The organism is Candidatus Villigracilis proximus, from assembly GCF_016717045.1.
GTDB classification, from domain to species: Bacteria; Chloroflexota; Anaerolineae; order Anaerolineales; family Villigracilaceae; genus Villigracilis; species Villigracilis proximus.
On sequence record NZ_JADJUO010000001.1, the window covers coordinates 41987 to 62214 of the forward strand.

21 protein-coding genes are annotated in these 20228 nt (G+C 49.5%); 8 read left to right on the forward strand and 13 right to left on the reverse strand.

Translation table 11 applies throughout. From position 1 onward, the window contains the following. The 3 genes from IPL71_RS00250 to hutI are packed head-to-tail and all read right to left on the reverse strand — an operon-like array spanning position 1 to position 2894. Entirely contained in the window at positions 1-489 is a 489-nt protein-coding gene (locus IPL71_RS00250; RefSeq protein ID WP_345317968.1) for a GGDEF domain-containing protein, read from the reverse strand. After that, on the reverse strand, positions 459-1607 hold the full coding sequence (locus IPL71_RS00255) for a histidine kinase N-terminal 7TM domain-containing protein (RefSeq protein ID WP_345317969.1): 1149 nt from the start codon (positions 1605-1607) through the stop codon (positions 459-461). The genes IPL71_RS00250 and IPL71_RS00255 overlap by 31 nt, the downstream gene beginning before the upstream one ends. Positions 1608-1619: 12 nt before the next feature. Continuing rightward, the gene (hutI, locus tag IPL71_RS00260) at positions 1620-2894 is read right to left on the reverse strand and encodes an imidazolonepropionase (RefSeq protein ID WP_345317970.1); all 1275 of its coding nucleotides are present in this window, start codon (positions 2892-2894) and stop codon (positions 1620-1622) included. Positions 2895-3117: 223 nt separating this feature from the next. Here hutI and IPL71_RS00265 point away from each other — a divergent pair, with 223 nt between their 5' ends. Beyond that, positions 3118-3273, forward strand: a complete 156-nt coding sequence (locus IPL71_RS00265; RefSeq protein ID WP_345317971.1) for a Flp family type IVb pilin — start codon at positions 3118-3120, stop codon at positions 3271-3273. Positions 3274-3410: 137 nt separating this feature from the next. Further along, positions 3411-3566 carry a Flp family type IVb pilin gene (locus IPL71_RS00270; protein WP_345317972.1) on the forward strand — a complete coding sequence of 52 codons (156 nt, stop codon included), beginning with the start codon at positions 3411-3413 and terminating at the stop codon, positions 3564-3566. Positions 3567-3613: 47 nt separating this feature from the next. On the opposite strand, the gene IPL71_RS00275 is transcribed toward IPL71_RS00270, so the two are convergent. Genes IPL71_RS00275 through IPL71_RS00290 form a run of 4 tightly spaced genes read right to left on the reverse strand, consistent with a single transcriptional unit; the run spans position 3614 to position 5883 of the window. After that, positions 3614-4120: an SAM-dependent methyltransferase gene (locus IPL71_RS00275; RefSeq protein WP_345317973.1), complete on the reverse strand. Its 507-nt coding sequence runs from the start codon at positions 4118-4120 to the stop codon at positions 3614-3616. Then, complete coding sequence (locus IPL71_RS00280; RefSeq protein WP_345317974.1) at positions 4121-4930, reverse strand: MFS transporter; 810 nt, start codon at positions 4928-4930, stop codon at positions 4121-4123. Continuing rightward, the gene (locus IPL71_RS00285) at positions 4866-5267 is read right to left on the reverse strand and encodes an MFS transporter (RefSeq protein ID WP_345317975.1); all 402 of its coding nucleotides are present in this window, start codon (positions 5265-5267) and stop codon (positions 4866-4868) included. The genes IPL71_RS00280 and IPL71_RS00285 overlap by 65 nt, the downstream gene beginning before the upstream one ends. Before the next feature lie 7 nt (positions 5268-5274). Next, complete coding sequence (locus IPL71_RS00290) at positions 5275-5883, reverse strand: hypothetical protein (protein ID WP_345317976.1); 609 nt, start codon at positions 5881-5883, stop codon at positions 5275-5277. Between the two features lie 245 nt (positions 5884-6128). Between IPL71_RS00290 and IPL71_RS00295 the strand changes: the two genes are divergently transcribed. Beyond that, positions 6129-7004 carry a MeeY/MeeF family manganese export membrane protein gene (locus IPL71_RS00295; RefSeq protein WP_345317977.1) on the forward strand — a complete coding sequence of 292 codons (876 nt, stop codon included), beginning with the start codon at positions 6129-6131 and terminating at the stop codon, positions 7002-7004. 61 nt (positions 7005-7065) lie between these two features. On the opposite strand, the gene IPL71_RS00300 is transcribed toward IPL71_RS00295, so the two are convergent. Beyond that, a complete protein-coding gene (locus IPL71_RS00300; protein ID WP_345317978.1) occupies positions 7066-7503 on the reverse strand; it encodes a GNAT family N-acetyltransferase in 438 nt (145 codons plus the stop codon). Positions 7504-7774: 271 nt separating this feature from the next. Here IPL71_RS00300 and IPL71_RS00305 point away from each other — a divergent pair, with 271 nt between their 5' ends. After that, complete coding sequence (locus tag IPL71_RS00305) at positions 7775-10693, forward strand: cation-translocating P-type ATPase (protein ID WP_345317979.1); 2919 nt, start codon at positions 7775-7777, stop codon at positions 10691-10693. 41 nt (positions 10694-10734) lie between these two features. Here IPL71_RS00305 and IPL71_RS00310 read toward each other — a convergent pair whose 3' ends face one another. Both IPL71_RS00310 and IPL71_RS00315 read right to left on the reverse strand, forming a co-directional pair. Then, entirely contained in the window at positions 10735-11157 is a 423-nt protein-coding gene (locus tag IPL71_RS00310; protein WP_345317980.1) for a zf-TFIIB domain-containing protein, read from the reverse strand. After that, positions 11154-11975, reverse strand: coding sequence for a TlyA family RNA methyltransferase (locus IPL71_RS00315; protein ID WP_345317981.1), 822 nt, complete (start codon positions 11973-11975; stop codon positions 11154-11156). The genes IPL71_RS00310 and IPL71_RS00315 overlap by 4 nt, the downstream gene beginning before the upstream one ends. A gap of 67 nt (positions 11976-12042) precedes the next feature. Here IPL71_RS00315 and IPL71_RS00320 point away from each other — a divergent pair, with 67 nt between their 5' ends. From IPL71_RS00320 to IPL71_RS00335, 4 genes are read left to right on the forward strand one after another with little or no spacing between them, the layout of a single operon-like run. After that, on the forward strand, positions 12043-12876 hold the full coding sequence (locus IPL71_RS00320; protein WP_345317982.1) for a decaprenyl-phosphate phosphoribosyltransferase: 834 nt from the start codon (positions 12043-12045) through the stop codon (positions 12874-12876). Beyond that, positions 12873-13796, forward strand: coding sequence for a mevalonate kinase (gene mvk / locus IPL71_RS00325; RefSeq protein ID WP_345317983.1), 924 nt, complete (start codon positions 12873-12875; stop codon positions 13794-13796). Before IPL71_RS00320 ends, mvk begins: the two co-directional genes overlap by 4 nt. Positions 13797-13834: 38 nt before the next feature. Next, positions 13835-14446, forward strand: coding sequence for a CPBP family glutamic-type intramembrane protease (locus tag IPL71_RS00330; RefSeq protein ID WP_345317984.1), 612 nt, complete (start codon positions 13835-13837; stop codon positions 14444-14446). 1 nt (position 14447) lies between these two features. After that, a complete protein-coding gene (locus IPL71_RS00335) occupies positions 14448-15221 on the forward strand; it encodes a hypothetical protein (RefSeq protein ID WP_345317985.1) in 774 nt (257 codons plus the stop codon). A 92-nt stretch (positions 15222-15313) separates the two neighbouring features. Here IPL71_RS00335 and IPL71_RS00340 read toward each other — a convergent pair whose 3' ends face one another. From IPL71_RS00340 to IPL71_RS00350, 3 genes are read right to left on the reverse strand one after another with little or no spacing between them, the layout of a single operon-like run. Beyond that, positions 15314-16534 carry an MFS transporter gene (locus IPL71_RS00340; RefSeq protein ID WP_345317986.1) on the reverse strand — a complete coding sequence of 407 codons (1221 nt, stop codon included), beginning with the start codon at positions 16532-16534 and terminating at the stop codon, positions 15314-15316. Between the two features lie 3 nt (positions 16535-16537). Beyond that, on the reverse strand, positions 16538-19099 hold the full coding sequence (locus IPL71_RS00345; protein ID WP_345317987.1) for a DEAD/DEAH box helicase: 2562 nt from the start codon (positions 19097-19099) through the stop codon (positions 16538-16540). Further along, the gene (locus tag IPL71_RS00350) at positions 19092-20114 is read right to left on the reverse strand and encodes a lysylphosphatidylglycerol synthase transmembrane domain-containing protein (RefSeq protein ID WP_345317988.1); all 1023 of its coding nucleotides are present in this window, start codon (positions 20112-20114) and stop codon (positions 19092-19094) included. Before IPL71_RS00350 ends, IPL71_RS00345 begins: the two co-directional genes overlap by 8 nt. Between the last annotated feature and the right edge of the window lie 114 nt (positions 20115-20228).

Here is a 20228-nt window from a genome sequence, read left to right on the forward strand (position 1 = left end):
TTACTCTGTTGCGTCCGTCACTTTTGGATCGATACAGGGCGTGGTCTGCGGCATGAAGGATAGACTCGCCGGACGGTCCGTGTAGTGGAAAACTTGCCACCCGGCCGAAAATGATGCGTTTAGTTTTTTCCCTTCATAGTGAATGACTTTGGCGGTATAGTCTCTTCGCCATGTTTCTGCGCGTTCGTGCGCATCGTGCAGTGTGGCATTGGGCATGAGGATTACAAATTCCTCCCCTCCATAACGGCAGACCACATCACCCTGGCGTGAGTTCTCGGTTAGGAAATTTGCCAGATCCATAAGTACAATGTCGCCGCATTTATGCCCATAGGTATCGTTAAATTTTTTGAAAAAATCCACATCCATCATGACGATTGCAACCGGGCTGTTTTCACGCGCGGCTCTGGGAATTTCTTTATCCAGTGATTCGGCAAGAAAACGGCGATTGAATACTCCGGTCAGTGGATCGCGGATAGCCTGTTCCTGCACCTTTGCTTTAACTCCTCGGTTTCGCGGATCTTGGCTTCCAATGCTTCATTGGTTTTCTTGAGTTCGTTTTCCAGCAGTTTTCGCTCGGTGATATCGTGTGCAAGAATCACACGTCCGCTGAGGTCTTTGGTGTGTTCGTTATACAGCGGGGTGATCACCACTTCAAAGATAATGGATGAGTCTCCCGCGATTTGTACTTCTTCGCGTGTTCTCTCGGTGGAGAGAAATCGATTCAACATTTGCGGCCAGTGCCGAAAAATTTCTATGGGATCACGGCCGATCATTTCCTGCCTGGATTTCCCTAAAAGTTTTTCGGCCACGCTGTTTGCATCCAACACACGATCATGCGCATCCACCACGAAGACCATTTCAGGGATGTGCTCCATCACGACGTCACGCGCAATCGGAACGAGATCCAGCAGACGGGTGCGGAAAATCCCCTGGCTGATGAGCCAAATGGCGATTGTGAATGAGATCGGAGTTAAGTCTACGGGAATAAAAATGGACGGCGCAAGATTGGAAAGCAATTGATACAAAATGTTCGTGATCCACGGGATTAACGCCGCCGTGATCAGCAGCCCAAGTTGTTTTCGGAAAATATTCCTGAATTCAATAAAGCGCCAGATCAGGAGCGCTGTTGCAAATGCATAGAGCGTGTAGCTTTGTGTGAGTGCCACCCAATACCATGGGCCGCGCTCAATGATCAGCGGGCCGCCATGTTCCGATAATAATTTTATGGAAGCATAATAAAAATGGAACCATGGGTCTGAAAAAAGCATGACCCACGAAATAATGGGAATGATGCTGATGACAGCGATGAAAGACTTTTTAAAAAATCTAACCTGCCGCGCATAGCTTAAAATAAAAAAGAACCACAGCACAGGCTGGCTGATGATGCCGATATTCTCGATCTGTAACCAGAAGCGCTTGGTTTCAATACTGGTCGAGAACATGATCATGGCGTAGGCAAACAGCCAGATGGCAAGAGAGATCAAAACCAGCACCAGCGCATTCCGCCCGGGTACAACAAATTTCCTCGCAACAAAAATTGCGATGGCAATTGCGAAGATCGTATTAACGATAAGCACCACCCCAAACAAAATCCACTTAATATCCATATACACCTTTTGTTACGCTGTTCGGTAATAGCCAACATCCACGGAATATACCCGCCCGCGCTTGATGACTTGCTTTACAAGATTGGTCCCATAGCGATACCCAACCTGACGATAATCAGGCACAGACAGGATTAACATATCTGCCTGTTTTCCCGCTTCGATGGAGCCGATCGTATCGGACCTGCGAATTGCGTGGGCGGAATTGATCGTTGTTGCGGCGATGGCTTCTGCGGGTGTTAACTTCATGGCGCGGCAGGCCAGGGCGATCACAAACTGCATCGACTCATTCCAGGTTGTGCCGGGGTTGCAATCTGTGGCCAGCGCCAGTATGGCATCTGCTTCGATCAGTTTGCGGGCGGGAGTGTAATCATGTTCGGCGAGTCCGAAGGGCGTGCATGGCAGTGAGACGGCGACGGTATCTGATTTGCCGAGTGCGGCAATGTCTGCGTCAGAAGTCCGCACGAGGTGATCTGCAGAGGCTGCGCCCAATTCTGCTGCAAGCGATGCGCCGCCAAGATTGTCAAATTCGTCAGCGTGGATCTTGAGTGGGAATCCCAGCGACCCTGCTTTCGTTAAGATTTGACGCGACTGTTCAAGGTCGAATGCTTTCGTTTCGCAGAAAACATCCACAAAGGGCAGAGGCAGCCGCGGAGCGTGAGTCTCCCACCATTCTTTTAACATTGGGAGCATGGTGTTGGCCACTTCATCGGTATAGCCTTGCGGGTTGTCTTTAAATTCTGGTGCGATGGCGTGCGCGCCAAGGAAGGTGATCGCGAGGTCAAGCGGACTTTCGTCATCGAGCGCGAGCAGTGCTTTGAGCAAACGCAGCTCAGTGGAAGTTTGCAGACCATAGCCGGTTTTTGCTTCAGCAGTGGTTGTGCCGTGTGCGAACATGCGCAGCAAACGCGGACGGGTTTGGGCGATGAGTGATTCTATGCTGGCAGTGCGTGTGGCTTTGACGGTTGAAAGAATTCCGCCGCCTGCTGCAAGAATATCCAGATAGGCCATGCCGCCCATTTTCATTTCAAACTCATTGGCACGGTCTCCCGCCCAGATCAGATGGGTATGCGGGTCTACAAACCCCGGCATTAAAACACAATGACCAGCATCGAGTGTGGGTTCATCCGGGTAGGCAAGTTTGAGTTCATCTGAGGTGCCAACGGCCACAATTTTTTCATCACGCACGACTACTGCGCCGTTATTGATGATGCCAAGTGTACCTAGGGCATGTCCGCGCTGCGGGCCGCCTGCGAGCGTGAGAAGTTGAGACGCTGAATGGATGAGCATTTTTTCACCACTGTATTGAGTTATTTTGATGTTCTTCCTTCAATTTAACCACAGAATGCTTCTTCTGGAGGAAAGATAGTTCCTGTTTGTTTTTTGCCAAAAACTAACAGGATTGTCAGGCTGTAATATTCTTTGAATTTCTTGCTATTTAATGTATTCGATGTAAAATAAAACTATCTCGCAACAAAATTTGAGAAATTCTATGAAAAGGAGGTATGCTCCCATGTTATTTTCTCCCAAAGAAAAAGGACAGGGTCTTGTCGAATATGCGTTTATTCTTGTTTTAATTGCTATTGTTGTTATTGCAGCTTTGATGCTTCTCGGCCCGATGATCGGCAACACTTTCAGTAAAATAAATTCGAGTCTTAGCCAAGTATAATTTTTTTAATAAAAGACTAACATAACTGTTAAGAAAAAAAGTCATCACCCCTCTTGTTTTTTTGTGCAGACCGTGTACAATAAAGTCATCTTAGGAGACCTTCCTGAGAAATTCAAAAGAAAGGAGATTTTCCCCCCATGTTATTCGCCCCCAAAGAAAAAGGTCAGGGTCTTGTTGAATATGCTCTAATCCTCGTTTTGGTAGCCATCGTCGTTATTGCGGCCCTTATGATCCTCGGACCAATTATCGGCAATGTGTTCAGCAAAGTCAACTCCAGCCTCGCCGGTGTGTAATCCACACTACAAAAAATAAAAAAACTCTGTCGCAAGACAGGGTTTTTTTATTTTTTGTATAGAAAGATCAGGTTTTCCCTATCCAGACTGGTATGCTCCCAATCGGGGAAATTGAAGGCTACCGTAACCACTCTTGCTCCGCTTTTTAATTCTCTTTTTAATTTTTCTTGAAGACGACCTGCCTGATCGGATGTGAGGTATGCAAAGACGACATCCGCATTGCTAAGATCAGCATGATAAAAATTCCTCGCTTCAACTCTGACCTTTGAACTGATTTTGTTCCAAAGGGCTTTTCCCCAGCTGACAGCACATTGCACAGGCCCGATCTCAACGCCCACTGCCTGCGCTCCGAATTCCTTTGCTGCGATCACGAGCACACGCCCATCGCCTGCGCCGAGGTCGTATAAAACTTCATCGGGCTGCAGATCAGCGAGTTGTAATGCCTTGCGGATGCGCTCATGCCGGGTGGGGACGGAAGGCGGTCCAAAGAACGGCGGTACAAGAATATATAAAATCGCGATTATCAGAAATAATCCGGCGAAGAAAAGAAACATTTATCCCTTTTGCATTCTGCGTAATGCCAATAGTCCGGCCGCATTAAAGAGCACAGCGGTCAATGCTACGAACATAAATCCATAACGTTGATAGATGATTGCAGCTAGAAATGCGCCCAGTGCGCGTCCAATCGAATGACCTGTTACGTTTAGAGACAGCATGGTGGCTCGTGCTGAAGGGACAAGCTCTGTCATCATCGGGATATGGCTGACCATGACATATTCAAATGTGATATAGAACAGAAATAATCCGATCAGTGCGCCGGTTTGGGTTTGTCCAATGAAGGGAAGCAGGATCGAAGCCAGAGCATTGCCTGCCAATCCAAGAGTTAATGCGAGCGGTTTGCCGAGTCTGTCGGTGGTGAAGGCCACCAGTCCCTCTCCACTTAATTCTGAAATGCCGATCAGAGCAGAGGCACCTGCGAGGGCGGCGATCCTTAATCCAAATGAATCTTCCAGCCAAACGCCAAAGATCACGTTGACCAGTTCATTGCCCGCACTGGCCCACATGGCGATGGAAATGCCCGCCAATGCGGGCGTGGATGTGAAGACTGCGTTGTAGCCGGCGCGTGAGTTATTGGTCAGTTCGTGGTGTGGATCTTTACCGGGGACGATGCGCCAGATGACAAAAAATATGACCAGCCCAAGTAGTGTGAAAAAAGGGAATGGCGCAGACCAGCCAAATGTATCGATCAGAAAGCCCACCACAGGCACACCGATAATAAATGACATGGACCAAGCCACTTCAGTGACTGCCAGTGCTGTGCCGCGCTGTGCGTACGGAATACGGTCGCCGAAATAGGCTTGCATGGATGGGTCGAATATATACTTTCCCAAGCATGGCGAGAATGAGTGCAGCGGCGAGTGTAAAGATGCTGGGGTGGAGGGCAACCAGCCCGACGCCTATTGTAAAAATAGATATGCCGAGTAACATGCCAAATTTACGTCCGCGCCGGTCTGCGATGGGCGCAAACAAGGGGCTGGCCGCGCCAAGGAGCGAGCGCCCTGTCATCAATAGTGACATGGTGGAAATATCCACGCCGAGTCCGCGGGCGAAGATGGGTAAAAATGGATACACCATCCTGTGAGCAGTGTTCAGGATGGTGCGAAGGAACATGAAGGTGATGAGTTGAAAGCGGATGCGCAAGGTTTTTTTATTCGCTTGTTTTTAAGAGTAGGAACCAGCGCGTCAAAAAATAGCCTGCAATCCATGCGAGGAAATTTAGCGCAATAAAAAAGAGAATGATGTTCCACAAGCCTGAATTAAAGATGGGAGATGGGGGCGGGTGCATTATATTTTGTGCAGTTGCAAAGATCACACGCAAGGCGATGATATAAAGAATATTTGCCAATGAAGTTAACCATGGGATATTGAAAAGCCATAATCCGGTTTGAAGCAATATGCCGGTGACGGCGAAGATCATGGCAATGCGGAAACGCGGCTCGGCAAGAAATAATCCATTCCAGTTGGCTTGCATGGCAATCAGTGACAGCGGCAGGTAGGTCAGCCAGAATATGATGCCCGTTCGGCCAAGTGCAGCGGACCAGGCGTGGAAAATGTCCTTACGCAGGATCAGGCCTAAAAGTCCGGCGAGAGCCGCTGTGATAAAGGCGGCTTCTGCAGCCAGTACCCAGGCTCCGTGCAGGTAGACAATCCGCACATTCGAACCTAATGATTTTTCTTCGGGACCAAAGAGAGTCAACAAGGCGATCACAATGACTGTTAGGAAGAAGTAAACAAGAGGTGACTTGGTTTTAATCATAGGACAAATTGTACCCGTTTCCAAATACTTTTGTCTGGGTATGTTGCTTGACAACCCATTTGTGAATAGATACACTAATGGAGTTCTGGGCGTAGCCGCCTGTGTTTTTACCCGATATTTTGTTAAATGGAACACTCACTAACATTTAACAAGGCCCCCACGAATTGTGGCGGCCTTGTTTGTTGGAAAAAAGACTTTGGAATTAGTGCGTAATTAAATTGTAATTTGGCGCTGTGGAGAAATATATGAACGAGTATTGGCCGATTGTGGTTATTGTTTTGCAATTGATCTTCCTGGAGGGAATTTTATCCATTGATAATGCGGCTGTAATCGGTGCGCTTGTCTCGCCGCTGCCTGATGACCAGGATGTGCCCTGGCCGGCTGGTTTGCAAAAACTCGGAAAAATATTAGACCCATTCCTCGGACATCAAAGACTTGCGGCTCTGCGTGTTGGCTTATTGGGAGCCTATGTTGGACGGGGCGCAATGTTGTTTCTGACCAGTTTCCTGATCCATAATTCATGGATCAAACTGATCGGGGCATTTTATTTGATTCATCTTGCTTTTGATAGTCTTGAAGATATGACCAGCGGCGACGGGGATGAAGACGGTGAAATCAAGCCGATCAAAGTGCAGTCGTTTTGGGCTACAGTGTTGACGGTAGAGATCATGGACCTTATTTTTAGTATTGATAATGTTGTTGCTGCTGTTTCGTTGTCTGATATGGTCTGGGTGGTGATGTTGGGAGTTGGCATCGGCATTCTGACAATGAGCTTCGCGGCAGGAATCTTTAGTTATGCTGTGGAACGCGAGCCGATCTTAAAACAGGCCGCGTATATTTTGGTATTGAATATCGGCGTGGAGTTGATTCTCGATCAGGTTTGGCATGTTGAAATTCCAGACCTGCTGCGCTTTGGAATTTCGGTTGCAACCATCGTCTTTGCCCTGGCTTATGCACACAGTCCATTTTTACAAAAATTCCGTTTTATTCTGATCTGGCTTGCACAAGGAATCGGGATCATCAACGAACTTGTAGACTGGGTGTTTATTCCCTTCAAGGCAATTTTCAGTTTTATCGTTGGGTTATTTGTTCGAATGCCAAAACCACAACCAGCAGATTAAACCAGCTAAATACAAAAAGGGCTTGCTCAATACATTGAGCAAGCCCTTTTTGGTTTCAGTTTTACAACTCTTTTTCCATCCAAACCAAATGAGTGGTTCCCAGATGAGGTGTGGGAATGCCCGCTACATGATATCCATGTTTCTCAAAATATGCAGTCGCAGTTACACGAGACATCGCGCCTAAAGTTTTGAATCCACGTTCACGCGCGCGTTTTTCCACTGCCTCAACCAGGAAACGCCCAATCCCTTTGTGTTGATGTGTTGTAGATACAGCCATATGCGAAACATGTCCCACGCCAGGCGCTTTTTCATACAATTTGATCACGCCCAATACCTCGCCCGTTTTTTCATCCACAGCCATAAAGTGTTCACTGATCGCTTCATAATCGTCTTTTTCGGTACCTTTTGCATGTCCCCATGGCTCGCGTAAAACTTTGTATCGAAGTGCATAATATACTTTGAACTCTTCCCGCGTTACAGGCGTTTTTATGACAGGCATGTTCCCTCCAGAAGTGAAGCATCCACTATTTTAAATTTATTATATTGTAAACCCTTTTCCTTGACAGTGACTTTAACAGTGGAGTACACTGTCTTTGGTTGGGGAGTAGCTGCCTGTCTCCCACAGGATGGATTGTCGTCATACCATTGGCTTGCTTCGCAGCCATCGGCGATTCGTGCGCTTATTGGCGTTGGCAAGACCACCACATTTTGCGTGGTGGTCTTTTTATTTGGCTTTGTTTTATGTACCATTATTTTTTTGGAGAAGATACATGTCTGAAACAGGAATCGAAGAAAAGCAACATGAACACGAATGGTATGCGCTAAAGGCCGAGGATGTTTTAAAACATCTTGAGGTGCAAAATGACGGGTTGTCTTCCGGAGAAGTTGAAGCTCGTTTGCGGCATTATGGCCCGAATCAATTGAAGGAAGCGCCACGTCCTGGGTTTCTTGCCTTATTGTGGGCACAGCTAAATAACTTTGTGGTGATCCTGCTGATCGTGGCTTCTGTCATCTCGGCTCTGCTTGGTGATTATGTGGAAGCCGCCGCGATCATGGCGATCGTTGTGCTGAACTCGGTGCTGGGCATTGTGCAGGAGCAGCGTGCAGAGCAGGCATTGGCCGCGCTTAAGAAACTGGCCGCGCCTGATGCACAAGTAATGCGGGATGGTGTTCGTCGTTCTGTGCCTTCCTATAACCTGGTGCCCGGCGACATCGTTTTTCTTGAAGCAGGCAATTTTATCCCCGCTGACTTGCGTTTGCTTGAAGCTGTAAATTTGCGTGTTGAAGAAGCTTCGCTGACGGGTGAGTCGCTTGCCGTGCAAAAGAATGCGGCGACTGTGCTTGAGAAAAATGTTCCATTAGGTGACAGAAAGAATACTGCCTTCATGGGCACGCTCGTCAATTATGGACGTGGACGCGGTGTGGTCACCAGCACGGGGATGCACACACAACTCGGTTTGATCGCCACCATGCTGCAAAATGTTGAAACCGAAGAAACACCCTTACAGCGCAGACTTGACCAACTTGGCAGATCGCTCAGTATTGGATCATTGATTTTGGTTGCGGTTGTTTTTATTGTGGCGCTGATCAACCAAACAAATATCGGTGACCTGTTCACAAGTCCGCTGGGATATTTTGCGGAATTCGCAGAACAGATCACCGAAGTCTTTATTATCGCCATCAGCCTGGCGATCGCGGCGGTGCCCGAAGGTCTGCCTGCTGTAGTGACGATCTCGCTTGCACTCGGAATGCGGGAGATGATCCAGCGCCATGCGCTCATCCGCAAGTTGTCATCAGTTGAGACGCTTGGCTCTGCAACTGTAATTTGTTCGGATAAGACCGGAACATTGACTCAAAACGAAATGACCGTTACCCGTCTTTGGGCAGATAATCAATTCATCCAGGTGACAGGTACAGGCTACGCACCCACCGGTGAATTTCAAGTAGACGGTGCGAAAGTGGATGTAACCAAATATCCGGCGATTCTTTCCACGCTCTGGCTGGGTCTTTTGAATAATGACTCACTACTCGAAACGACAGGCGAAAACGAAACATCACAGACGACCTACCGCATCGTAGGCGACCCGACAGAGGGTGCGCTTTTGGTGGCTGCTGCCAAGGCTGGGGCAATTCATCTGGATATAAAAGAAGCCTATCCACGTGAGAATGAAGTGCCTTTCGATTCAGAGCGCAAGCGCATGATCACCATCCATGATGTGCGTGACCCGCAGCCGCAGGACCTTTCTCCGTTTCATGATGAGAAACATAAAGATTGGGATGTGATCGCTGTTAAAGGCGCACCTGATATTGTGCTTGATCTATGCACACGGTATCAAGGCATGGACGACAAGCCCCAGCCAATGACTCAGGAAGTAAAGGATCGAATCCTGGCTGCCAATGATGCGATGACCAAAGATGCGTTACGTGTGATCGGTCTGGCGTATCGTTTGGATAAAGACGTTCCAAATGACCCTGAAAAAATTAAAGCGGATGAACTGGAGGAAAATCTCGTCTTCGTTGGCTTGACGGGTATGATCGATCCACCGCGCACCGAAGTGAAACCCGCGCTTGAACATGCGCGCCATGCGGGCATCCGCACGGTGATGATTACGGGCGATTTCCCCAACACAGCCAAGGCGATTGCCGAAGCGATTGGTCTTTTACGTCCCGGCAAGAAGGTGATGACAGGCGCGCAGCTCGATGAATTGAGTGACGATCAGCTTAAGGGCATCATCGAAGATACTGATGTTTTTGCCCGTGTTTCTCCCGAGCACAAAATGCGCATCGTGGACGCGCTGCAAGCCAATGATGAAATTGTCGCGATGACCGGCGACGGTGTGAACGATGCGCCCGCCATCAAACGCGCAGACATTGGTGTGGCAATGGGGATCACCGGTACGGATGTTGCCAAAGAAACTGCAGATATGGTTCTCACAGACGATAATTATGCGAGCATTGTTGCGGCAGTGGAGCAGGGACGCATTATCTACAGCAATATCCGCAAGTTTGTATTTTTCCTGCTTTCTTCAAATGTGGCAGAGATCATGATTATCTTCCTCGCCACATTGGCAGGGCTGCCCGCGCCGTTGACCGCTATTCAACTCTTGTGGCTCAACTTGATCACAGATGGCGCACCCGCGTTGGCGCTCGCCATGGAAAAGGGTGACCCCGATATTATGGATCAAAAGCCGCGTGCCAAATCCGAGCCGATCGTGAATCGTTCGATGGGTATCGGAATTGTGATCCAAACCATTGTCCAAACCGGTGCAGTGCTGGGGGCATTTGTGGCAGGGTTGGCGTGGCATCTTGAAGCAGGATCAATTATCCCGTCAGGAATGAATGCGTTGTCTTTTGTTCTCGCGCACGACTGGCGCGGTGTGGATGTCCAAACTGCAGAGACCATGGCTTTCGTCACATTGTCGCTTGCCGAATTGTTCCGTGCTTATACCGTGCGTTCGGAGCGCGCTTCGCTATTTTCGATTGGCGTTTTCTCGAATAAATATATGCAATACGCGGTCGGAATTTCGATCACGCTGTTGTTACTTGTGTGTGCTGTGCCATTCCTTCAGCCGATCTTTAATACGCACTTCCTAAGCGGACGTGAGTGGGGTTTGGTGGTTGGGCTTGCGCTTATGCCAGCCGTGGCGGAAGAGATCACGAAATTCTTTTTACGAAGAAGCAAGGCTTAAATTGATAAAAAATCCCGCAGTTCTAAACTGCGGGATTTTTTTTATTTTCTTTTTTTCAGAAACAAATGCATTTCTTTTAAGGTTTGCTTCCAGGTGGCTTCGGCATCGGCTTTGCGTTGAATATCCTCCGCGCGCTGGCGCATATAAGTGATGACGCGTTCGTCCTCTCCCGCGTCGAGCCAAAAGCCGTGACTATTCTCGGCACAGTAATCGAGTTTGAGATCGTATAAACGATATTGAAATTCTTCCAGCCCTGATCCGCAGTGTGGACATGGAAAATTCGTGTTGGATTGAAAATGCACCAGTGACCCCTTGTGTATATCATCGTCGAAAATGACATCTTCCAGTTTATCCAACTCATTGAAATCGAGCCACATGCCGCGGCAGTTGGGGCAGGAGTCGACTTCGATCATGCCTTTGTAATATTTTTTTACCAGGTCGGTGTTGCACTTTGGACAATTCATTCTGCCTCTTCGGGTACAACTTCATTTACCAATTCTTCAATGGATTTGTCTTCTGTATGAAAATCCAGCCAGACCAGAAACTCTGCGTTGCCTTTTGGCCCCAGCAGCGGTGATTTGATTAATCCGCGCAAGCCAAAGCCTTCCTGTTTTGCGTATCTCAACACGTCCAATAAAACCAGTCTGTGTATTCCGGGGTCGCGGATCACGCCGTCGCCGCGGGCCACATCTTTTTTGCCGGCTTCAAATTGGGGTTTGATGAGGGCGAGAATCGTTCTTTCTTCTTTTCTGTTTTCTTCATCCACAGAAGGCGGAAAGAGATCGAACCATTTTTTAACAACGGGCAGCAGGATTTTTAATGAAATAAAAGAAGCATCTACTGTAACAAAGGAAATCTTTTCCGGCAGTGACTCAACATGGCGTGCGTTGGTTTCTTCCATCACGATCACGCGCGCGTAGTTTCTTAATTTCCAATGCAGAATACCTTTGCCGACATCAATGGCGTAGACCTTTTCTGCGCCGCGTTGTAACATGCAGTCGGTGAAGCCGCCAGTGGATGCGCCTACATCGGCGCACACCAGACCTTTGACATCGATGGCAAAAGTTTCCAGTGCGGCATCCAGTTTTTCGCCGCCGCGCGAGACAAAGCGCGGGCCGGAGTCAACTGTCAGCGTGGATTTTGTGTCGATCGCAGTGGCAGGTTTCAGGGCGACTTGATCGTTCACGCGCACCTGTCCCGCCATAATTAAGGCATGGGCTTTCGAGCGTGATTCGGCCAGTCCGCGTTCCATCAGTAAAACATCCAAACGAGTTTTCGGCATGAAAATATTGTATCAGGTAAAATAGACGGATGTTAACTGCTCTCCTAAAAACCATGCGTCCGCGGCAATGGGTAACGAAAATATTTTTATCTTTGCTGCAATAGTATTCGACAAACAATTGTTCGTACTTGATTCTTTCCTGCGAACACTGGCTGGCTTCGCTTTGTTCTGCCTGATTTCATCCAGCGTATATATTTTCAATGACATTGCCGATGTTGAAGCAGATCGTCAGCATCCTGATAAGAAAAATCGCCCGATCCCATCAGGGAAACTTCCCATGCCAGCCGCGTGGACTGCCGGAATTGTATTGGCGGTAGTCACGCTTGGGGCCGGTTATTTATTGGAGCCAGCTTTCGGATATGTGGTCGGCGTATATTTTTTGCTTATCATGGCCTACTCAAAATGGCTTAAACATATTCCCATTGTGGATGTCCTCGTTATTTCAGCGGGCTTTGTGCTGCGCGTGGGCGCCGGTGTTACGCTCATTCAAGTGGAACGATTCTCACCGTGGTTGTATGTTGTGATGACCCTGCTTTCACTTTTCCTCGGCTTTGGCAAACGCCGCGCCGAATTGGCGCTGCTCGTACAGGGCGCAGGCTCGCATCGCAAAGTCTTGGATGGCTACACTTTGCCGCTTCTCGATCAATACATTATGATCGTTTCTGCCACAACCATTGTTGCCTATTCACTATATACATTCTCCGCGCCCAACGTGCCCGAAAATCACAGCATGATGTTAACCATTCCCTTTGTGGTTTACACCATCTTCCGTTATCTTTATCTGATCGAGGTCAAACACGCGGGCGGCGCGCCTGAGGAAATTTTATTGTCAGACCGTCCGTTTCAGATCGCCATGATTCTGTGGGGAGTAACCGTACTCGCCATCTTTTATCTTCCATGAAAGCATCTGCGTCCGGCAAGATCATTCTCTTCGGCGAACATGCAGTGGTGTATAACCGCCCCGCGCTTGCGGTTCCCGTCACACAAGTTCATGTGGATGTCGAAGTTTTAGATTCGCCCCGCGCAGGAATATTTATCAACGCCCCCGGTATTAATCTGCACGCCGGACTGAATGCGCTTCCTGCTGACCATCCAATTGGTTCGGTTATTCTCAAACTTTTTCAACACTGCGGCATTTCGCAAACACCCGGTCTTGAAATTAATATTGTATCCAGCATTCCGGTCGCGGCAGGGTTGGGGTCTGGTGCTGCGGTATCGGTTGCATTGATCCGCGCTCTTTCTTCCTTCCTTTTGTGTCCTCTTTCCGACGATGAAATTAACCTGCTGGTATACGAGAGTGAGAAATATCATCACGGCACACCCTCAGGCATCGATAACACGGTCATCACGTATGCCATGCCCGTTTACTTTATCAAAGGGAAACCGATAGAAATATTCAAGGTAGGCAAGCCTTTCACGATCGTCATCGGCGACACAGGAATTCCTGCGCCCACGAAGGAATCAGTCAGCGACCTGCGCCGCATGTGGTTAAAAGATTCAACCACCTTTGAAGAGTTTTTTAACGAGATCGCACCGATCGCATTGATCGCCCGCCGTTCAATTGCGAGCGGAAACCCTGAATTACTCGGTGACCTTATGGATCATAACCATTCCCTGTTACAGGAAATGACCATCTCCTCTCCCGAATTGGATAAATTAGTGGAAGCTGCGCGTAACGCGGGTGCGCTCGGCGCCAAACTCAGCGGCAGCGGGCGGGGCGGCAATATGATCGCTTTGGTGGAGCAGGCCAAAGCGGAGTCGGTTGCGGGGGCTTTAATGTCCACTGGTGCAACACGTACGATCATTACAGAAATCAGCTAGCAGGGAATGTTTGCTTCGGGGTTTAAAATAGTGATCCAATGAATAAAAAATGGATTGTCTTCGTCCTGCCTTATCTCGCTGTTTGGGCGGGGTTGTTTTTATTCAAAAATGCATGGCTGACTCTGCTCGGGTTTCATGTTTCAGTCTTGATTGCGCTCGCGATTTTGCGCCCCCGTGTCCCGCTTAATATTCTTTTCAAAAGCAGTCATCCCAAATGGATCATTATCAGTGTGCTCTTTTGCAGCACCAGCGGAATTGGCTTGTACTTTCTCTGGCATTCCTTTGGCATAGCGCATGACCTGCCCGCGCAGTTAATATCTTTGGGATTAAACTCTTCTTCATGGGCTGCCTTCATTGCCTATTTCTCACTGGTCAATCCCTTTGTTGAAGAATATTTCTGGCGCGGCGTGTTGGGAAATGCCACCAAAAAAATATTTGTGATCGATGCTGTGTACGCAGGTTACCATGCGATCATTCTGTGGGGACGGGTGCCGCTTTCGTCTGTGCTGTTTGCTGTTATGATCCTGACCTCGGCCGGCTGGCTGTGGCGGCAATTCTTGCGCGAAGACGGCGGTCTGCTGGCGGCGGTGCTTGGTCACATGGCCGCGGATTTTTCAATTCTGATGACCGTTTACTGGATGTGTACTTAAGATGAATATACTTGCTCTTAAATTAATTCTCGCTCCGATCATTATTGGTTCTGCCAGTCTCGCTGGAAGAAAATGGGGCCCCGCCGTCAGCGGTTGGATCGTGGGGATGCCGCTCACTTCGGGGCCGGTGATCTTCTTTGTGGCACTGAGTCATGATAAAGCCTTTGCTGCCAACGCGGCTTTGGGTGTCTTGAGCGGCGGATTCTCGCTTGTGGCGTACGCGTTGACCTATTCCTGGCTGGCGACGCGCTTCCGCTGGCCGGTTGCCATTGGCGGCAGTCTGCTGGTGTTTGCGATCAGCACGACTATTTTGCAAAGTTTTACATATCCGCTGTTGCCGGTGATCGGTGTTCTTTGTACGGCGCTGGCTGTTGGGCTGTGGTTAATGCCAAAGGATGAGGTTGAAAAGGAAAGCGAAACCAAACCCGGGCGCTGGGATATTCCCGTGCGGATATTGATCGGGACAAGTTTCATTCTGTTATTAACCGGCATTGCCCCTTTTATCGGTCCGCGTCTAACGGGATTGTTGACGACCATTCCGTTGTATGTCACCATTCTGACGATCTTTGCGCATCGAGATCAGGGTCCAGCTGCGGCGGCGCATGTTCTGCGCGGATTGTTATATGGGATGTTCGCTTTTACGGGATTTTTTATTACGTTAAGTTTACTAGTTGAGAAGGTTAGTCTGGCGGTTTCGTTCGGGTCCGCTATTCTGGTGGCGTTGATGATTCAGGGGTCGTCGTTGTTTGTTTTGAAGTTGTTGCATCGGAAATAGCAACGGATGTTTCAACGGAACGGATGAACGGATTTGCAACGGGGAACGAGGGGGGGGCCTGGCGTGCGACTTTGGGCAAAGAAGATACTTTCTTAGTTTTCTTCGGGTGGTTTGATGGCGCGGAATTCCCGGAATAATAATAGGTCGTATATGATTTTTAGTCCGCCGGCTAGGTAGAGCGGGGCGTTGAATAGGGCGGGGATGCTGAAGAGCAGGCCGGTTAACATGGGGGAGAGGGATGCGCCGACGGAGCGGGCGATGGCGGTCACGCCAGATGCGGCGGATCGTTCGTCGGGGGCGACGACGGCCATTGTGTAGGATTGACGTGTGGGGACGTCCATTTGCGAGATGCTGAAACGCAGAAGTAAAAGTCCGATGGCGAGCGGAAGGGTTGGCATGAGCGGGACGAGCATTAACAAAATATTCGATGGGATGTGGGTGAAGACCATCGTGTTGATTAATCCAATGCGTTCAGCAAGTGGTACAGCCAGTAAGGCCGAAATCCCCGCGAGGACGTTTGCTCCAAAGAAGATGCTGCCCAGTACACCTGAATCCACACCGAATTTAACATGAAACCAATAAGCGATCATACTTTGTACGATCAATCCGCCGGCGAAGGCATCGAGGGCGAAGAGTGCGCTGAGTTTGAAAACCACCGCGCGTGAACGATGCAGGCCGAGAATTTTTCGGGGAGAGTCTGCCTGATGAACGGTATCCACTTCAACGTTAAGAGAGAGCGAGAGAAAGAGGATGAACAGGATCAGGCCGCCGAGTCCGTATCCCATTAAGACGAGTCGATATGATTCCAGTTGAGTCCAGCCGCTGCTTTGTAAAATTTGTGCGAGCCATCCGCCGGTGAGCGCGCCTGTGGCAGTGGCAAACGAGCCGACCATGTTGTACCACGCGAAAATTTTTGTGCGTTTTTCGTTGGAGATCAATTGAGTCAGGCCGGCTTGTTCGACAGAAAGAAAAGGGCCGATCTCGTTTCCGCTGGGACTGATGACGCCGATGATGGCGGCGGCCATGAGCAGAATAATATTGTTGGTGACGACGAACACGAGTCCCGCGCCGACCATGAGCAGGGCACCGATCAAAAGAGTCTTTCTACGCCCGAGCCTATCCGCGCTGGTGGTGAGCCACAATGAGATGCCCGCGTCGCCGGCGAGGGTGAGGGTGAAGAGCAGGCCGATCTGTTTTTCGGTGAGGCCTGTTTCTGCGAGATAAAGCGCAAGGACAACCGAGAGAAAGCCATAACAAAAAAGGCGGATGATGCGTGTGGCAAAGAGCAGGTTGATATCGCGCTTGTTGTTCATGTTTTACCTTTGCAAACTTTTTAATATCTCAAGCGTTTCTGTTTTTCCGCCGACGCCGTTTTCGCCGCCGGGGCCAACGCACGATGGACAGCCATCTTCGCATTGACATTCGCTGACCAATTCAAGTGCGCGCTGCATCAACTCATCATGGATCTCAAAAAGTTTTTGGCTGAAGCCAATACCCGCAGGGACAAGATCGTAAAGCACAACGGAGGGCAGCCCGTTGGCGGGTTTCCAGGCCGGGTCGGTTTGGGTGCCGAGGTCACGCGGATCGCACATTAAAAATAATGGCGCGAGGTTGCCGAGTACAAACCCGAGGCCGGCGAGTCCGCTGCGGATGCGCACGTTTTGTTCCACTTTCTGATGACAGGTTCGGCAGAGGGTTGTTAAATTTTCAAGGCGATTGGCTTCATCAATGGATGTAAATGTGCGGAATGGAATCTTGTGATGCACATCATGTTGTTTATCTGACTCAACAACGCCGCACACCTGACATTTGAACTGGTCCCGTCTGCGGACGCTTTCGCGAATCTTTGGCCAGCTTGTTCCATAGTCGTTGCGGTCGTTGGTCCAGTTGCCGGCTTCGCGCAGACGAGCGGTGGTCTCTTCGGAGAGTGAAAGCCAGTAGCCGGTGGTTTGTAATTCTGAGGGGGGCATATCAAGCACTGCTTCGCCCAGATTTTCATAAGTGAACCAGCGCAGTTTTTTAAATCCCACTACTTGTGTGGTGACTTGAATTTCGCCATATGCTTTTTCACAGGCAGAAAGAGTCTCGTGTTCTGTTTCGCTGGTGACTTCGATCTCGGAGTTTCTTTGCGCTTCGGTATAGTAATCGAGTCCAACGGGAATTAATTGTGCGATGTGCTCTGCGAGATTGTATTCCTGCACAAAATATTGCTGGCCTTCGTGCATGTAGATCGCGCCGGGATGCACCATCCACGCCGCGGATTCGCTGTCCACGGTGCCGATGACGATTGGCCGGCCATCTTCTGCGGTGGATTGCAGCACAACGCTTTGCGGTGACGCGGAGCGCAGTGAAATATTGGCGGCGGGATATTGATCCTTCATCCAGAAATATTTTTCGTTCGAGAAATGCGCTTCTTCGTTGGCAAGCAGAAAATTTAGATATTCTTCAAGCAGTTCATCAGAGATGCTTCCGAAGCCTTCGTGTTTTTCAAAGGGCAATTCAAACAAGGCGCAGCGTAAATGCTCCAATAGAATTAATAAATGATTCGGGTTGACAAGTGCCTGCTCGGGCGAACTGCCGAAGAAATAATCAGGGTGATGCGCGAGAAACTGGTCCAGCGGACTTGGCGATGCGACCATGATCGAAACTGCGGGGTCATCTCCGCGCCCTGCACGGCCGGCCTGCTGACGTACGCTGGCGATGCTTCCGGGGTAGCCGACAATGACTGCTGCGCCCAGTCCGCCGATGTCGATGCCCAGTTCAAGGGCGTTGGTGGCAACGACGGTTTTGACTGTGCCGTCGCGCAGTCCCTGCTCGATCTCGCGGCGTTGATGCGGGAGGTAGCCGCTTCTGTATCCGCGGATGGAGTTGGAAGTAAAAAGTGAGAAGTGAGAAGGGTCTTCCTTTTTACTTCTCACTTCTCCCGCCTGTCCTTGCAAATACGTCAAAATAATTTCAACACTTCTACGCGTTCTTGCAAATATAACCGATTGAATATCGTGATTGAGTAAATCATTTGCCAGTCGCACACTTTCAAGCAGACTGCTTTTCCGCAGGCCGAGGGATGCATCGGTGACGGGCGGGTTGTAAATAATAAAGTGGCGTTCGCCGCGTGAAGAGCCATCATTATCAATGAGTTCAAAATCTTCTTCGACCAAAGTCTCGGCCAGTTCTTTGGGATTGCCAATGGTGGCCGATGCGAGAATGAATTGCGGTTGTGCGCCATAAAATTTTGCGATGCGTTTGAGTCTGCGGATGACGTTGGCAACGTGCGAGCCAAAGACTCCGCGGTAGGTGTGGGCTTCGTCAATGACGATGAATTTTAAGTTGCTGAAGAAATCGCTCCAGTTGGAATGATGCGGGAGGATTCCTGTGTGGAGCATATCGGGGTTGGATAAAACAATGCGCGCGTTTTTACGGATCGCAGAGCGGGCAGATTGCGGAGTATCACCATCGTAAATGCTAGTGGTCAGTGATGAGTGATCAGTGATCAGTCCGCGCAAAACTGATAACTGTCCACTGATTACTGAAAACTGATCTTGCGCTAAAGCTTTGGTCGGGAATAGATATAACGCGCGCGAGTCTTTGTTTTCGAGCATGGCAGCCAGGACGGGCAGATTGTATGAGAGAGTCTTTCCACTGGCAGTGCCGGTGGCGAGGATGATGTTTTTTTGTGCGCGGCTTTGAATCCATGCGGCGTATTGGTGGGAGTAAAGCAGATGAATGCCACGGGTGGATAATGTCTCTCGAAGCGCGTCAGGCAGATCGTTAGGGAAGGGATGCGTTTGTGCGGCGCGCGCGGGGGTTATTTTCCACGCTGAAAAATTCGGCGCGGTTTGTTCATCCCGTTTCCAATAGTCGAGTAAGGATTTAAGCATGATCAATGGCCGATGGTTCTTCGCCGCCTGTGTGCAGTGAGCGGAAGGCCCACGCGCCGATGCCGAAGGGCACCCAAAATGTGACGGTGCGATAGGTGAGCGTGATGAGCACTGCCTGACTCCAGTCCACGTTGAGCGAGGTGAGCGCGATGGGCATGAGTCCTTCAACGATGCCGATGCCCGAAGGTGTGGGCGAGACGATCAGAAAAAGATAAGCAATGGAAAAGCCGGCGATGATGGTGCCTGCTGTGAAGGGAACTTCAAAGGATAAAAACGAAAACATCAAAATGCACATCAATAAAACTTTGTCTAAAATTCCCCAGAGGATGGGACGGATCAAGCTTGATGGTTTTTCAGTGAGGCCTGAAAAGCCTTCTGAAACTTCGTGCGCAAATTCATGTGCGCGGGCTTCGCTTAAGTATTCATGCTTGCGAAAGATGCGGACGATGCGATTAATTCCGCGTGCGGCTGCGGCGAGCAGTTTTCCAAGTTTTTCCTCAGAGCGATAGCCGAGATATAAAACGAAGGCGTAGCTGAGGGCGATGCCAAGTAAAAAGATCGAAGCAGAGATTTCGCCGGCATCCAGATCATTGCGGCGGGCGAGGATGATCAATCCCAGTGCGAGAATGCAAAGGAATGCGGTTTGATCCAAAAGCAGGAAGAGGGCCGCGGCCACGGTCACTTTACCGGCGGGATGTCCGCGCCGGCGCGCTTCGGATGCAAAGAGTGCGATTCCTCCCACGCCGGCAGTGGGTGCCACCACGTTGATAAAATTCGCCGCTGTGGCGATTCGGCTCAAGGTCCATGTGGATTCGTCCACACCCAATAAATGAAAAATGGATTGGTACATGCGCGCTGTGGTGATGAACCATAGCAATTGCACGATGATGGCAAGAATGAAAAATGTGAGATGTGCTTTTCGCAGCGTGAGCATGATCGTTTCAAGTTCGCTGAAGCTGATCGCCACGACTGCAATGCCAAGAAAGAGAATGACAACGACAAATAATTTTTTCATCGTAATGATTATACACTTATCAAAAGAGCAGACCCGCAGGCCTGCTCTTTTGATATTAAGACTTTGGAAATCTTTTAAGAGGCATTCTGTTCTTGATGCATCAAAGGAGATTTC

Excerpts from the sequence above, each read along its gene's own strand:
- IPL71_RS00345 (WP_345317987.1), bottom strand. The coding sequence starts at position 19,099 with ATGCTTAAATCCTTACTCGACTATTGGAAACGGGATGAACAAACCGCG.
- IPL71_RS00300 (WP_345317978.1), bottom strand. The coding sequence starts at position 7,503 with ATGCCTGTCATAAAAACGCCTGTAACGCGGGAAGAGTTCAAAGTATAT.
- IPL71_RS00290 (WP_345317976.1), bottom strand. The coding sequence starts at position 5,883 with ATGATTAAAACCAAGTCACCTCTTGTTTACTTCTTCCTAACAGTCATT.
- IPL71_RS00275 (WP_345317973.1), bottom strand. The coding sequence starts at position 4,120 with ATGTTTCTTTTCTTCGCCGGATTATTTCTGATAATCGCGATTTTATAT.
- mvk (WP_345317983.1), top strand. The coding sequence starts at position 12,873 with ATGAAAGCATCTGCGTCCGGCAAGATCATTCTCTTCGGCGAACATGCA.
- IPL71_RS00350 (WP_345317988.1), bottom strand. The coding sequence starts at position 20,114 with ATGAAAAAATTATTTGTCGTTGTCATTCTCTTTCTTGGCATTGCAGTC.
- IPL71_RS00295 (WP_345317977.1), top strand. The coding sequence starts at position 6,129 with ATGAACGAGTATTGGCCGATTGTGGTTATTGTTTTGCAATTGATCTTC.
- IPL71_RS00335 (WP_345317985.1), top strand. The coding sequence starts at position 14,448 with ATGAATATACTTGCTCTTAAATTAATTCTCGCTCCGATCATTATTGGT.
- IPL71_RS00280 (WP_345317974.1), bottom strand. The coding sequence starts at position 4,930 with ATGCAAGCCTATTTCGGCGACCGTATTCCGTACGCACAGCGCGGCACA.
- IPL71_RS00305 (WP_345317979.1), top strand. The coding sequence starts at position 7,775 with ATGTCTGAAACAGGAATCGAAGAAAAGCAACATGAACACGAATGGTAT.
- hutI (WP_345317970.1), bottom strand. The coding sequence starts at position 2,894 with ATGCTCATCCATTCAGCGTCTCAACTTCTCACGCTCGCAGGCGGCCCG.
- IPL71_RS00315 (WP_345317981.1), bottom strand. The coding sequence starts at position 11,975 with ATGCCGAAAACTCGTTTGGATGTTTTACTGATGGAACGCGGACTGGCC.
- IPL71_RS00265 (WP_345317971.1), top strand. The coding sequence starts at position 3,118 with ATGTTATTTTCTCCCAAAGAAAAAGGACAGGGTCTTGTCGAATATGCG.
- IPL71_RS00270 (WP_345317972.1), top strand. The coding sequence starts at position 3,411 with ATGTTATTCGCCCCCAAAGAAAAAGGTCAGGGTCTTGTTGAATATGCT.
- IPL71_RS00330 (WP_345317984.1), top strand. The coding sequence starts at position 13,835 with ATGAATAAAAAATGGATTGTCTTCGTCCTGCCTTATCTCGCTGTTTGG.
- IPL71_RS00255 (WP_345317969.1), bottom strand. The coding sequence starts at position 1,607 with ATGGATATTAAGTGGATTTTGTTTGGGGTGGTGCTTATCGTTAATACG.
- IPL71_RS00340 (WP_345317986.1), bottom strand. The coding sequence starts at position 16,534 with ATGAACAACAAGCGCGATATCAACCTGCTCTTTGCCACACGCATCATC.
- IPL71_RS00310 (WP_345317980.1), bottom strand. The coding sequence starts at position 11,157 with ATGAATTGTCCAAAGTGCAACACCGACCTGGTAAAAAAATATTACAAA.
- IPL71_RS00320 (WP_345317982.1), top strand. The coding sequence starts at position 12,043 with ATGGGTAACGAAAATATTTTTATCTTTGCTGCAATAGTATTCGACAAA.